Origin of the sequence: Bartonella sp. CL25QHWL (genome assembly GCF_042195335.1) — a bacterium.
In the GTDB taxonomy this organism is placed as follows: domain Bacteria; phylum Pseudomonadota; class Alphaproteobacteria; order Rhizobiales; family Rhizobiaceae; genus Bartonella.
The window spans coordinates 84296-99031 of record NZ_JBHIOE010000003.1 but is presented as its reverse complement, the minus strand read 5'-3'; the positions used below and the strand labels follow the sequence as shown (position 1 = coordinate 99031).

At 37.4% G+C, this 14736-nt stretch carries 11 protein-coding genes; 7 read left to right on the top strand and 4 right to left on the bottom strand.

The features are described 5' to 3' along the window. The first annotated feature begins 94 nt into the window (after positions 1-94). Positions 95-1081, top strand: coding sequence for a class II fructose-bisphosphatase (gene glpX, locus ACFILY_RS02835; protein ID WP_375637460.1), 987 nt, complete (start codon positions 95-97; stop codon positions 1079-1081). 106 nt (positions 1082-1187) lie between these two features. Here the strand turns inward: glpX and ACFILY_RS02830 are convergent, their stop codons facing one another. Continuing rightward, positions 1188-2294 carry a branched-chain amino acid aminotransferase gene (locus ACFILY_RS02830; protein ID WP_375637461.1) on the bottom strand — a complete coding sequence of 369 codons (1107 nt, stop codon included), beginning with the start codon at positions 2292-2294 and terminating at the stop codon, positions 1188-1190. A 310-nt stretch (positions 2295-2604) separates the two neighbouring features. On the opposite strand from ACFILY_RS02830, the gene ACFILY_RS02825 reads away from it, so the two are divergent. Next, positions 2605-2880 carry a hypothetical protein gene (locus ACFILY_RS02825; RefSeq protein ID WP_273791201.1) on the top strand — a complete coding sequence of 92 codons (276 nt, stop codon included), beginning with the start codon at positions 2605-2607 and terminating at the stop codon, positions 2878-2880. A 176-nt stretch (positions 2881-3056) separates the two neighbouring features. On the opposite strand, the gene ACFILY_RS02820 is transcribed toward ACFILY_RS02825, so the two are convergent. From ACFILY_RS02820 to ACFILY_RS02810, 3 genes are all read right to left on the bottom strand, one after another. Further along, positions 3057-5573: an SPOR domain-containing protein gene (locus ACFILY_RS02820; RefSeq protein WP_375637462.1), complete on the bottom strand. Its 2517-nt coding sequence runs from the start codon at positions 5571-5573 to the stop codon at positions 3057-3059. 151 nt (positions 5574-5724) lie between these two features. Then, complete coding sequence (argS, locus tag ACFILY_RS02815) at positions 5725-7482, bottom strand: arginine--tRNA ligase (RefSeq protein ID WP_375637463.1); 1758 nt, start codon at positions 7480-7482, stop codon at positions 5725-5727. A gap of 30 nt (positions 7483-7512) precedes the next feature. Then, positions 7513-8715 (bottom strand): deoxyguanosinetriphosphate triphosphohydrolase, encoded by a 1203-nt coding sequence (locus ACFILY_RS02810; protein WP_273791198.1) that lies wholly within the window; start codon positions 8713-8715, stop codon positions 7513-7515. 108 nt (positions 8716-8823) lie between these two features. Between ACFILY_RS02810 and ACFILY_RS02805 the strand changes: the two genes are divergently transcribed. The 5 genes from ACFILY_RS02805 to glmS all read left to right on the top strand — a co-directional run bounded on the left by ACFILY_RS02805 (position 8824) and on the right by glmS (position 14369). Continuing rightward, on the top strand, positions 8824-9147 hold the full coding sequence (locus ACFILY_RS02805) for an iron-sulfur cluster assembly accessory protein (RefSeq protein ID WP_273791197.1): 324 nt from the start codon (positions 8824-8826) through the stop codon (positions 9145-9147). 39 nt (positions 9148-9186) lie between these two features. Beyond that, positions 9187-10176, top strand: coding sequence for a carboxypeptidase regulatory-like domain-containing protein (locus ACFILY_RS02800; protein WP_375631277.1), 990 nt, complete (start codon positions 9187-9189; stop codon positions 10174-10176). Positions 10177-10219: 43 nt separating this feature from the next. Continuing rightward, entirely contained in the window at positions 10220-11008 is a 789-nt protein-coding gene (locus ACFILY_RS02795) for a cytochrome c biogenesis CcdA family protein (RefSeq protein ID WP_375631278.1), read from the top strand. Between the two features lie 14 nt (positions 11009-11022). Further along, positions 11023-12372: a bifunctional UDP-N-acetylglucosamine diphosphorylase/glucosamine-1-phosphate N-acetyltransferase GlmU gene (gene glmU, locus ACFILY_RS02790; RefSeq protein WP_375631249.1), complete on the top strand. Its 1350-nt coding sequence runs from the start codon at positions 11023-11025 to the stop codon at positions 12370-12372. Between the two features lie 173 nt (positions 12373-12545). Beyond that, positions 12546-14369, top strand: coding sequence for a glutamine--fructose-6-phosphate transaminase (isomerizing) (gene glmS, locus ACFILY_RS02785; protein WP_375631250.1), 1824 nt, complete (start codon positions 12546-12548; stop codon positions 14367-14369). Positions 14370-14736 lie beyond the last annotated feature (367 nt).

The following is a 14736-nucleotide window of genomic DNA, read 5'->3' as shown; positions in this document are numbered from 1 at the left end:
TGTGAAAAATTTTCATCTTTGCCAAAAAACTTTATTCTTAGTATTTAATAAGGACTCATATTTTTCTGGTATTCATTCGGTAGGATTTTTTCATATGCCCACAACTCAGAAGATTTTAAATGGACTTGATCGTATTTTGACGCTTGAATTGGTACGTGTTACTGAACGTGCTGCTGTTGCTGCTGCACGCTGGCGCGGACGTGGCGATGAAAAGGCAGCGGATCAGGCTGCTGTAGATGCAATGCGGCAAGAACTTAATCGATTGCCTATTGATGGTACAGTGGTGATTGGTGAAGGTGAGCGGGATGAAGCGCCTATGCTTTATATTGGAGAAAAAGTGGGTCTTCAAAGTGGATTGGCGATCGATATTGCACTTGATCCACTAGAGGGTACAACACTTTGTGCTAAAAATATTGCTAATTCTTTGGCAGTAGTTGCAATTGCTGAAAAGGGTAATCTCCTTTACGCTCCTGATGTTTATATGAACAAAATTGCTATTGGTCCTAGTTATCCAAAGGGAATAGTCGATATAGATGCTTCTCCTACCGATAATATACATGCTCTTGCGAAGGCTAAAGGAGTGGCTGTTAATCAGATTGTTGTTTGTATTATGGATAGACCTCGTCATGAAAAATTGGTTGATGAAGTACGAGCGACAGGGGCGTCGATTCGCTTGATTGGGGATGGAGATGTGGCTGCTGTTATTGATACAACTGATCCAGAAGAAACAGGTATTGATATCTATATGGGGATTGGTGGAGCACCTGAAGGTGTTTTAGCTTCTGCTGCTTTGCGCTGCATTGGAGGACAGATGCAAGGTCGTTTGCTGCTTGATACAGAAGAGAAAATTGCTCGTGCAGCTAAAATGGGGATTAGTGATCCCAATAAGGTTTATACAATGGAAGAAATGGCAAAGGGTGATGTTTTGTTTTCAGCAACAGGGGTGACAGATGGTAATATGCTTTCTGGTGTTAAATTTACACCTCACTACATTCAAACGGAAACTCTCGTAATGCGCGCCCATACGGGTACAGTTCGTAATATTAAAGCACAGCATAGAGATCATTCAAAATTTGATTAATGTTTTCTTTTTTTGTCACTAAAAATAAAAGGAGTTTTTTTAGGAAATACGCTCCCATGAAGCTACTTTCATGGAAGCGTTTATAGATATGGGAATACCCTTAATATTATGAGAGTTGCACAGAATGCACCCAGCCATTTTTATCTTCTATGTTCCCTTTTTGAATGCCAACCAATTGTGTACGAAGCTGCTTTGTGACTTCTCCAACTGTTTCATTTCCAATAATAAATTCTCCTCCTTTATATCTAAAACGACCAATTGATGTGACAACGGCAGCTGTACCACAAGCAAAGGATTCTTTAAGGTGTCCACTCTTTGCATCTTCTTGAAGCGCTGCAAAAGAATAAGGACGCTCTTCTATTTTTAATCCCATTTGTTTTGCCAACTCTAAGAGTGAATGACGTGTTATTCCTGGAAGGATAGTTCCATTAAGTGGGGGGGTTACAAGTGTATTATTGTCCATAATAAAGCAGACATTCATACCACCAAGTTCTTCAATCCATTTATGTTCAATCATATCAAGAAAGAGTACTTGGCTACAATTGTTTTCAGTTGCACTTTTTTGTGCAAGTAAGCTTGCTGCATAGTTTCCACCACATTTGGCAGCCCCTGTTCCTCTTGGACCGGCACGACTATAATCTGTTTCAATCCAGACGCTGACAGATTTTTCTTCTCCTTTGAAATAGGATTCAACTGGAGAGGCTATGATACAAAAAAGATATTCTTGAGAAGGGCGGACTCCCAAAAAGTTTTCATTGCCAAACATAAATGGACGGATATAGAGGCTAGCGTTGGGCTGATCAGAAACCCATTTTTGATCAATCTTTACTAATTGATGAACGGCATCCAGAAAAATATCTTTTGGCAATTCTGGCATAGCTAAACGCCTCGCTGATTCTATAAAGCGTTGTGCATTGGCATCAGGACGGAAGAGCAAGATGCGCCCATCTTTTGCACGATATGCTTTTAAACCCTCAAAAATTTCCTGTCCGTAATGTAAAACGGTACTTGCAGGGTTAATTTCTAAAGCTTTGTATTGAGAGATGATAGCATTGTGCCAGCCTTTGTCTTCAGTCCATTGAATAGTACACATGTGGTCTGTAAAAAATTGACCAAAACCGGGACTTTTTAAAATTTCTTCATATTTTTCTTCTGACAGAGGAGATGGGTGCTTTTCTATTTTAAAGGGAAGCGATGATATGGGAGATTTCATAAAAAACCTTTTGAGTATGTTTCATTTTTATTAATAAAAATAATGAAATATTTTGATTATAACTCTATTATTAACAAAACCTTTGTGTCAATGTTTTATTATAGAATAAAAAGGGGTTTATTATAGAATTCAAAGGCTAGGGTAGGGTAGATATTTTAATTCTATCCTCGCCTCTTTTTCTCAACTTTATGAAGTAAGCTGGAACTTTTGTCTATAATTATCGTTTTCTCATAATAAGTATCTGAATAATTTCATATATGCATATTTTCTAGAAATTTAAAGGTAAGGGAATTGAGAAAAGGAATCCACTATGATTGATAAAAATTATCACACATATGAAGAACGTATGGCCGCAGAAAGAAAAGGTCGTGAACAACGTGTTTCAATCGCTAAGGGTATTTTTGCTATTCTTCTTGCGATGGTTATTATCTGGTTTATTTTTGGTTTTTTAGGATCTTTTTTTGCAAAATCTCCTGAACATAGTTCGCGTTATAATACTCCAGAAACAAGCCAAAGTGTAACAACGCCCAAAAAAGATTTAAATTCGCTTCCTCCTGTACCTTATACCTATAAGGGTACGGAGTGATTTTTTCATAAATATAATCTTTTAGATAGGGCGAAAATCGACGTAGATTAAGGAATAAAGTCAGCACAAAGACATAAAAAGATTGGAACGATTTTAATTTCTGAAGTTTTTGATAAGTAATTAAATGGTATGAAAATAAATCATGCAACGGTTTTAACAACCGTTGCATGTTTGGTTTAGCGTGTGATGAAGCAGCTTCCACCAGAACTTTTAATGGATTCACAAAGGATTATGGCTTCATTACGGTCTTGCGCTTGAATCCGAACACGGTAATAAGTACCTTTTCCTGGTATAAAAGCGGATTGAATATTTAAAGAACGGGCGCCAATAAGGAATCCAAATTTAGATTTCATATTTTTTAAAGAATTTCTAGCGAGCTCATGCGTTGGTTGAGATGCAAGTTGTACGTAATAACTTTCTGAATTTTGTGCTGCGACTCTGTTTGGTGATGTGGAGCGAGACGCGGCTGGTGTTTCAACTTGTGTATTTCTTTCTGCATGAGAAGGAATAGGGATAAATTTTTCTTCAATATTTGAGCTAGAATTATTTTCTGCAATTATTTTATCAATATTATTTTTGAGATCATGATCTCTTTCTTGGTCGTTTATATCAGAATCATGCGACGAAACAAGGGACGAATCTTGAAGTTCATTAGAAGCTTGATCAATGCTTTCTTCAGATTGAGCAGCAGTTTTGCTGTTTGTTTGATGCGCGGGGGCTAGTGTAACTGTACCATCTTGATTGACAATAACAGTTTGTACTTCTCGCATTGGAATAGTATGGTTTATGGCTTCTGTGACTGCATCTTCAACATCAGATTCATTTAAAGACGATGAGGAAACGTTTGAAGATTCTTCAGGGTTTAATTCTTTTAAATTTTCAGGTTGTTCAGAGTTATCAATAAGAAATTGTTGTGTATTTTCTTGTTTCTCATTTTGTTCAGTTGTTTGTTTATAGATATCTAAATTATGTGCAACATCATTTTTCGTTTCAGTTGTTTCTGGTTTGAATTTAAAAGGCGTATTATCAGCGTGGATAATGACCGTTTCTTCATTTTTTTGTGATGGCATAAAAAAGTGAGAATAACCTGCAAACCCAATTCCTATTAAAATAAGTATAAAAAAACCTTTAATGAAAGTTTTACCAAAAATAAAACTTTTTAAGGGAGGAGGAGCTGATGGATGCGTGGGAACCTCATCTGAGCTTGTGTATGATGAATTCTCGCTAAAAGAGGGGAAATTATATTCCATATTGGCAGAAGAAGAATAGTCGGAATTTTGTTCTTTAGAGTTTATATAAACACCTTCTTTTGAATTTTGCATAGACTGATGAAAAACTTCACTAAAAACTTCATTCTTCTGTTGTTTTTGAGAAAAATTATCTGTTGGAACATTTCCTACATTGAGTACATCAGCAAATTCTTCTTCTAAACCACCATTAGTTGGCACATCATATTCTGGCGCTTCATACGGGACTTCTGGAACCATAATAGGACCAGTTTTTTCTACGATTTCCTCTGAAAATTTATAAGTATCAACATTGGGAGGGGGAGTATCTCTGTGCGTATAGTTATGGGCAAAAAAGCCATCCGTTTGTTTTATATTTAAAGAGGGTGATGAGGAAAGAAACTCATCTAAATTATTTTCATTATATGAAATTTTTCTATTTGGGTTAGAGGCACCTTCGGCATTATTGATGTATTGGGCTCGAGCCTCATCATATATCGGAACTTTTTCGCTATAAGTTTCTTGTTGTGAGGGGGGGGCTTCAAAAAAATGGGGATAATTGGTTGTATGATCTTCTTGTGAAGCCCCCTTTAAATAAGATTGTCTATCAACTGGTGGAGAATCTAAAGGTGAGGAGAAGGTACTTGTTGTTTGATTTATTGCAGTGTTTTGTCTTTCTGACACAAGATTAGAAGATGAGAAAAACTCATTTTCCTCTGTAGAAGAGGAGGCATCAGGATAATCTTTTTTAATCCAATTTTCTTGATCAGCTGAAATTTTATAGGGATGGTTTATAGAAGTGTCATAGAGGTTTGGATTGTCATCATAAGTTTTTTGTATATTCGTAGTCTCAGGTTGTTGTGAATTTATTTGTGAAAAACGATTGGTTTGTTCAACATCTTCTGGCATCTCTCTCTTATTTTCGTGCCTTTCAGATTTATCAAAAAAGAAATTTTCTGATTCTGATTGTGACATAAGATTACTTTTTTCAAGAAAAGGATCAGCACTGGTTGCTGTTGTTTTCTGTTGATGTGATTGATTCTTTGGGATTGGTAATGGAGAAAGCTCATCTAAAATTTGTTCTTCATCATGACTGCTAGGTGAAGAATATTTCTCTTCAGATAAATTATTTTGTTTTGAATGGTTGAAAGAAGCAGCTTGTGCAATATTTGAGGCTGTTGCGTTGCTGGTTGCATACAAGTCCCATTGTTTTTTTTGATCATCAAACGGTAAGTCATGTGCTAAATTATTTTCAAGTTCCTCTTCTAGAAAGGACAAATCAAAATCATCATCATGAGATGATATTTCGGGGTGAGATGTTGATCGATCTGTTTTTAAAGAAGATTGCTCATTTTGGTTTCCGCTTTGTTTGTGCGGATTAAAAATGCGCGTAAGCCTTTCTAAAGGATCATGGTGTTCATGATCGTGTTTTGTTTCGTGTAGATTTTTGCGATCGTTATCGCTCATAGCTTTTCTCACATGGTGGTTTGCACTTACGTGCAATCAATGGTTGATTTTGATTTGTTATATTAAAATTATAAATTTTCCCCCTCTCATGCAATGATACATGAAAAAGTTTATCAATAGAGTACCTATTGTATGTATTTATAGAACTTTTTCAACGCATTTCTATGGGTGCTTCGACTCCTATGATGGTAAGCCCTGATGATAAAATATTGATAACAGCTTGTATCAATCCTAATCTTGCAAAGGATAACTCTTTATCATCAGGTTGAATAAAGCGTAAATTGAGATTTTCACTCCCTTTATTCCAATGGGTGTGAAAATTGGAGGCAAGGTCATAAAGATAAAACGCTAATCGATGCGGTTCCTTATGAACTACGGCCTGTTCAATGATACGTGGATATTCAGAAAGTTTGCGTATTAACAATATTTCATGGTCATCTGTTAATCGATGAAGATGGGCAATCAATGTATCATTTGAAAAGCTTTTAATATGAAGCGCTTCTTGTGCTTGACGAAAGACTGAGTGACAACGTGCACTTGCATATTGTACGTAAAAGATGGGGTTATCTTTTGATTGTTCTGTTACTTTTGCAAAATCAAAATCAAGAGGTGCTTCACACTTACGGTATAGCATCATAAAACGCACAGGATCACGCCCAACCTCTTCGACAACATCCCGTAGAGTGACAAAAGATCCTGCTCTTTTTGACATGCGTACAGGATGACCGTTGCGAAAAAGTTTTACCAATTGACACAAGAAGACACTTAATTTAGCCTTATCCCCAGAAATTGCTTTTGCCATTGCCTCCAGCCGCTTTACATAGCCAGCATGGTCTGCGCCTAGAATATAAATCATTTCATCAAAATGACGATTAAATTTATCCCGAAAATAAGCAACATCAGCAGCAAAATAAGTGTAAGAACCGTCAGATTTGACTAAAACACGGTCTTGGTCATCACCGACATTTGTTGAACGGAACAAAGTTTGTTCGCTTGGTTCCCAGTCTTCTGTATTTTGTCCCTTGGGAGGGGGGAGTTTTCCTTTGTAGATATAACCATTTAAAGTGAGGTCGTTGATGGTGTTACGAATGGCGCGTGCATTATCAGCATAAAGCATTCGCTCAGAGAAAAAGATATCATGATAAATATTAAGAGCAGCCAAATCTTCGCGAATCATGGACATCATTGCATGAATTGCACGTTCTTTCACAAGAGATAAGGCTTCATCTTTATCCATCGTGAGGAGTTGGTCACCAAACTCTTGAGCAAGCGATTGACCCAATGGTATCAAGTATTCTCCAGGATAGAGTCCTTCTGGAATTTCATTAATTTTTTGCCCAAGAGCCTCACGATAGCGCAATAGTACAGAATGGGCGAGGACTTCGATTTGTTGACCAGCATCATTGATATAATATTCTTTTGTAATGTTATAGCCCGTAAATTGCAGCAAATTGGAGAGAACATCCCCAACAACCGCTCCGCGGCAGTGTCCTACATGCATTGGTCCTGTCGGATTTGCTGAGACATATTCAACATTGATGCGTTTTCCTTGTCCCATTGGAATACGACCATAAGAAGTGCCTAATTCAAGCATGGATTTTATAGCATCTTGCCAAAATAATTTTGTAAGCTTTATGTTTATAAAACCAGGACCGGCAACATCTATATTTTCGATAGAGGGATCATTTTTAAGAAGTTCTATGATTTTATCTGCAAGTGCACGTGGATTGATTCCAATAGATTTTGCAAGCACCATAGCAGCATTGGTTGATAAATGACCATGGGAGGAATCACGTGGAGGATCAACAGTGATTTTTGATAAATCTAGATCTTCTCCATTTTTTCCTTTTAGATCAGATAATTCAATTGATCTCTTAATTTTTTTTTCGAAGTTTTTAAAGATATTCATATTTAGCTTCCATGATGATGCCAAAAGCCATTAAACGAAATTATCTGTATGGTCAAATAAACGGTGATATTCACGTAGAGCGTAGTGATCTGTCATGCCTGAAAGAAAGTCAGCAATCAAACGTGCTAACTCTTGATTTTTTAAGTGCACTGTTTTGCTCTGCCAACTTTCAGGCATTGTATTTGGATTTTCATAATAACAATTGAATAATTTTTGTACAATGCATTTTGCTGCATTGCGACGACTAAGAACTTGTTCATGATAGTAAAGATTTTTAAATAAAAAGTTTTTTAGTTCTTTTTCATAAACGGTCATTGTTGGTGAAAAGGTGACAATAGTTTGTTTTGCTTGGTGAATATCGTTTATGCTTGTTGGTTTGATGCGTGCTAAATTTTTTTGTGACTGTTTGATAACATCTTCAACCATGGTTGTTATTTGTCTTCGTACAAGTGTGTAACCGCGACGCGTTTGGTCGAGATGGGGATGCTCATCTGTTATATCTTTTAATATTGCTGCTGTTAGTGAAACATGTTCAAATTGATCGAGTGTTAAAAATTGCGAACGTAGACCATCATCAATATCATGCGCATTGTATGCGATATCATCTGCAATAGCAGCACATTGCGCTTCTAGTCCTGCAAAACAATCGAGTGCAAGGTCTTGCTTTGCATTGTATTGTAAAATATCGATAGGAACCTCCTTATTCTTCGCGTGGGGACCTAAAAGGGGACCATTGTGCTTTACAAGTCCTTCGAGGGTTTCCCATGTAAGGTTAAGTCCATCAAAATTTGCATAGCGCTGTTCTAGTTTTGTTACAATGCGTAATGCTTGTGCATTATGATCAAAGCCGCCATAATGTACCATGGCTTCATTAAGAGCATCTTCTCCAGCATGGCCAAAGGGTGTGTGTCCAAAGTCGTGAACAAGAGCAATGGCTTCGGCAAGGTCTTCATCAAGACACAGGGCACGGGCTAATGTTCTTGCAATTTGAGAAACCTCTATGGAATGGGTTAGGCGAGTACGGTAATGATCGCTTTCATCAGCAATAAACACTTGCGTTTTATGTTTAAGACGTCGAAATGCATTAGAATGGATAATACGATCTCTATCTCGTTGAAAAGGTGAGCGTGTGGTGCTCATCGTTTCATGGTATAACCGACCACGGCTTGTTTGTGGATGAGCACTGTACACTGCTCGAGATTGGTAATTGAAGTTGATATTGCCTATATCCATTGCAAGCTGCCCATTATCATCTTAAAATCGAGAGTGGTTTATGACAAATAAACTGATCTTTGAGTGTGGGATACTCTTTCTTGATGGTTTAATGCAAGGATATATAAAATGAATGTGAAAATTTCAGATGTTGCTGCTAAAAAAATTGCACAGATACTTTTGCGTGAACCCGATAAAATAGCATTACGTATTTCTGTTGAAGGTGGTGGGTGTTCTGGTTTTTCTTATAAATATGACTTGGTTTCTGAAATGTGTGAAGATGACCTCGTTCTCAAAAAAGACGGGGCAGTTGTGTTTATTGATTTACTATCACTTCCTTTCATGGAAGGAGCTGAGATTGATTTTGTTGATGATCTTATGGGGCAGTCTTTTCAAATCCACAATCCCAATGCTGTTTCATCATGTGGTTGTGGTGTAAGTTTCTCAATTTAAAATGATGGCTGTGTGATATTGTTTCTTGAAAAAAAGATCATGTTGGTCAACAATGCAAAAATGGGTATTCTTATAAAAATAGTGCACCGATGTATATGGTTGTGCGTGGTGCTTGCTTTATTGACTTGGAGCCACTGTGCTTTTTCTGAAGCAGGAGAAGGGCAAGATCAGCAGCAGGGACAATCAAGGAGTTTTATTGTAAAGACTCAAGAGCAGGAAAACGAAAATTTAGCATCTCAAACACAACTCATTTTGAATGCTCGATTAACAAATAGTCATCCGGATATTGAAAAAGGGCTTGTCTGGCGGGTTTATGCCCCTATTCTAGGGATTGATAATAAATTACCATTAGTGGCAACCTATAAGGGGGGAAGTGCACGTTTTGATCTCGAACCAGGAAGTTATCTTGTTCATGTCTCATTTGGTCATATGAGTGCTGTGCGCCATATTCGTTTAGAAAATGGGCAGAGTCTTGTAAAAAACTTTAATCTTGAGGCTGGTGGTGTCATTTTAAATGCAACACTGCTCAATGGCGTAATGAATGAAAAGGAACTCCGTTTTACCATTTATGAGGATGAAAAAGAAAATGATGATACGGGAGTGATTATATCAAATGTTAAACCCCAATCAGTTGTGCGTTTAAAAGCTGGCCGCTACCATGTTGCTTCCCATTATGGTTCCATTAATGCGACGGCTCGTTCGGATATTCAAGTGGATGCTGGTAAAATAACAGAAGTTACTCTTGAACATCAGGCCGCTCAGATTGTCTTAAAACTGGTACGGCAAGAAGGAGGGGAAGCGCTTGCAGATACAAGTTGGTCTCTTGCCAATGATTCTGGTGATATCGTTTATGAAACAGTTGGTGCGTATGTTTCACTCGTGTTAGCGGAGGGAGAGTATATTGCAATTGCTAAAAATAAAGATAAAATCTATCAGAAAGTTTTTTCAGTCGTTTCTGGTCATGATGAAGATATAAGTGTGGTGGCGAATGAACAAAATATGCAACAAATTGATGAAGATGTGGATTGATTGTTGTTCATGGGGGTAAGCTATGATGAAAGACGGGGTATGAATTTTGATTGAAATTTCAACAGTTGGTGTGTTTTTTGCTGGGGCACTCTCTTTTTTGTCACCATGCGTTTTGCCATTAGTTCCTCCTTATTTGTGCTATATGGCAGGGGTTGGTATTGATGATTTTCGTTCAGAAAAGCCTGATGAGAAAGTCTTTATACGGTGGGCTTTACTGTCTTCTGTTATTGCTTTTGTTCTTGGGTTTACGACTGTTTTTGTTGCTTTAGGTGCCAGTGCTAGCACAATTGGGAAATTCATCGGTTATTATCGTGATTGGTTTGCTCTTGCTGCTGGAATTGTCATTATTATTTTTGGTTTAAATTTTTTGGGGATTTTCAAAATCGCTTTTTTATTTCGTGAAGCGCGTTTTCAGACCAAAAAAACACCTGCTGGTCCTTTAGGCGCGTATATTATCGGTTTAGCTTTTGCTTTTGGTTGGACACCGTGTATTGGCCCTATTTTAGGTCCTATTATAACGCTTGCTGGAACAAAAGAAACTGTGGGAGAGGGAGCTGTTCTCTTAGCGGTTTATGCATTAGGTCTTGCTATTCCTTTTATGTTAGCAGCTTTATTTTCGAGCAGTTTTATGCGATTTTTAGGAGCTTTTCGTATTCATTTAGGAAAAGTTGAAAAAATTATTGGTGTTTTTCTTATTCTTACAGGGATTTTGTTTTTAACAGGTTCTATGCAGGATCTTTCATTTTGGCTTTTAGAACATTATCCTTCGTTGAGTTATATTGAAGATATTCGTTGGCACAATATTATGAATTTTTTTGGATTTTCTCGTTAGTCTTATGTGTTTTTATGGTTAGAAGTTGTCTTTCTATTGTTCTTGCCGCAGGTGAGGGGACGCGCATGAAATCGTCTCTGCCTAAGGTACTTCATAAAATTGCTGGATTGCCTCTTATATGCCATGTTCTAAAACAAATAGAATTGGCAGGCTCTTCACAATTAGCAGTTGTTGTGGGATTTGGTGCTAAGGAGGTTACGCACGTTGTTCAGTCATTTGTAAAAGATGTAATGATTTTTGAACAAAAAGAGCGTTTAGGAACAGCTCATGCTGTTTTGTCTGCTCGTTCAGCTTTGCAAAAGGAAGTGGATGATGTTCTCATTGTTTTTGGGGATACTCCTCTCATTCAGCAAGATTCATTGCACCAAATGCGTGCACAGCTTGCTGATGGAGCAGATGTTGTTTTTGCAGGTTTTCATACCAAAAATCCAACAGGTTATGGGCGTCTTCTCGAGAAAAATGGTCAATTAATTGCAATTGTAGAAGAAAAAGACGCTAGCGATGAAGAAAAAAAGATTTCTTTTTGTAACGGTGGAATACTCGCTATGCGTGGAAAACATGCACTTTCTCTTTTAGAGAAAGTTGGTAATAACAATGTGAAAAAAGAATATTACTTAACAGATATTGCTTCTCTTGCAACACGCAAAGGATTAGATGTGCGTGTTGTTGAAGTTCCTTTTGAAGATATTGTAGGAATTAACAATGGTCTTGAGCTTTCTGAGGCTGATTCTTTGTGGCAAAAACGTAAAGCGCGCGATTTAATGTTATCGGGTGTTACACTCTTAAAGCCAGAAACACTCTATTTTTCTTATGATACAGAAATTGAACCAGGAGTGGTGATAGAACCAAATGTTTATTTTGGGTTAAGCGTAAAAGTACAATCTGGTGCGGTTATTCATGCATTTAGTTATCTCGAAGGTGCTGTGGTTGGTAGAGATGCACAGATTGGTCCCTATGCACGTTTGCGTCCTGGAACAGAGTTGGCGAAGTCCGTAAAGATTGGAAATTTTTGTGAAGTCAAACAAGCTAAGGTAGGAGAATCTTCTAAAATCAATCATTTAAGTTATATTGGTGATGCTGAAATTGGTGCATATACCAATATTGGAGCCGGTACAATTACTTGCAATTATGATGGATTTAACAAATATAAAACCGTGATTGGTGATCATGCTTTTGTTGGGTCTAATACGGCACTTGTTTCCCCATTGATAATAGGGGATGGCTCTTATGTTGCTTCAGGAAGTGTTATTACTGAAAATATTCCTATGAACAGTATGGCTTTTGGGCGTGCACGACAGGTTATAAAAGAGGGCTATGCGACAAAATTTCGAGAGCGCTTGTTAGAAAATAAACAGAAAAAATGATTATTTTCAGCTTATTCTTTTGTTTCGTGTTAATCTAATGATGGATGGGAGGTTTATTCTTAAAGATTGCCGTACTCCATGTTTGAATTATTTTTATTATTTATAGTTTTAAATAAAGGCTGTTGGATTGTTTTATAAGATTTAAATCTTAAGATGTGGGTTGGAGCTTTTTAATGTGTGGAATTATTGGAATTCTTGGAAAGAGGTGTGTTTCGTCCTCTTTGGTTGAGGGGTTAAAACGTCTTGAATATAGAGGGTATGATTCATCTGGGGTGGCAACGGTCCATAATGGGCATCTTTATCGTGTACGTGCTGAGGGGAAGCTTGTTCATTTAGAAGAAAAATTAAAAAAAACACCTCTGGAGGGAAATTTAGGGATTGGTCATACCCGTTGGGCTACGCATGGAATTGCTGTTGAACGCAATGCGCATCCCCATGTGACTGAAAAGCTTGCGATTGTTCATAATGGTATTATTGAAAACTTTGTAGAACTGCAAAAGGAACTCATAGAGGATGGTTGTATCTTTGTAACAGAGACGGATACGGAAGTTATTGCACATTTAATAACGCGTGCATTAAAAGATGGTCTTTCTCCGCAAGAAGCCATACGCACCAGTTGGAAAAGGCTGCAGGGGGCTTTTGCTATTGCTCTTATTTTCGAAGGTGAAGATAACCTTATGATTGCGGCTTGTTCTGGTCCACCTCTGGCAATTGGTTATGGAAAAGATGAATTTTTTGTGGGGTCAGATGCGATTGCTTTGGCACCATTCGTTGATTATATTAGCTATATGGAAGATGGGGATTGGGCTGTTCTCACACGGGAGGGTGTTACAATTTATGATGCTAATAACCAACCGGTAAAACGTCCTGTGACGACATTACTTGAAGGGGCTTTATTGATTTCTAAGGGTAATCATCGTCATTTTATGCACAAGGAAATGTTTGAACAACCTGAAGTGATTTCTCATAATTTGGCGCATTATCTTGATCTTGGAAATTATGTCGTTCGACCCCTTGAGAATTTGATTGATTGGAAAAATATTCATCGTCTCCTTTTTGCGAGTTGTGGAACGGCGTATTATTCAACCTTAGTTGCGCGCTATTGGTTTGAGAAATTTGCCGCTTTAAGTGTTGATAATGATGTTGCTTCGGAGTTTCGTTATCGTGAACCTCCTATAACGTCTGATGTGTTATCGCTGTTTGTTTCTCAATCTGGTGAGACAGCTGATACATTGGCTTCTTTGCGTTATTGTCGTGAGCGGGGTGTAAAAACAGCAACAATTGTGAATGTAGAGCAATCAACAATGGCAAGGGAGGCTGATTTTATTCTCCCAACACTTGCCGGACCGGAAATAGGTGTTGCTTCAACAAAAGCTTTTACCTGTCAATTGGCAACGCTTGCTTCACTAGCACTTAGTGCTGCTAAACAACGTGGCTATCTTTCGGCTCAAATGGAAAAGAAACTGGTTCAACAGTTGGCAGAAGTTCCACGTATTTTAAATGAGGTCTTAAAACTAGAGAGCAAAATTGAATGTATTTGTCGTGATTTGGTAAATGCAAAAAGTGTTCTTTATCTAGGACGTGGAACTTCTTATCCGATTGCTTTGGAGGGAGCCCTTAAACTGAAAGAGCTTTCTTATATTCATGCTGAAGGTTATGCGGCAGGTGAATTAAAGCATGGACCAATTGCTCTGGTGGATGAGACAATACCCGTTATTGTTGTTGCACCGTATGATCGGTGGTTTGAAAAAACTTTTTCTAATATGCAAGAAGTGGTAGCGCGTAATGGTCGTATTATTTTAATAACCGATAAAAAAGGAGCAGAAGTAGCTTGTCTTAAGACTTTATCAACGATCACTTTGCCAGATGTTCCAGAATTTATTTCTCCTATTATTTATGCACTCCCTGTTCAGTTAATCGCTTATCATACGGCTGTTTTATTAGGAACAGATGTTGATCAACCCCGTAATTTAGCAAAATCAGTCACGGTTGAATAAAAGTATATTTCTGAATCTTTTGGAGAATAATCAAGTGTAAGAAATTGATTTATAATGAAACTTATTTTTTCATTTTTCTCTGTTGAACGAGAATACTGAAGAAAAGTTTTTTCTTTCTAAATCCTTTACGATAAAACGAAAAATATTTTCTTACCTGTCAAAAAATAGATCAGTTATGTGAATATAATGGTAAAAAAGACGCAATATTGCTTCTACTGTTTCAATGCAAGAATGATTCAGATTGAGAGAGAAGATAGTGCTGTTGATTTGTTATTCGTTCATGAAGCATAAAGATGCTAAGAGACTGCGTAGATCATTTATGGGTAATTCTAAGAGAGAAAACCATATTTGAACAGAGAGGTATTTA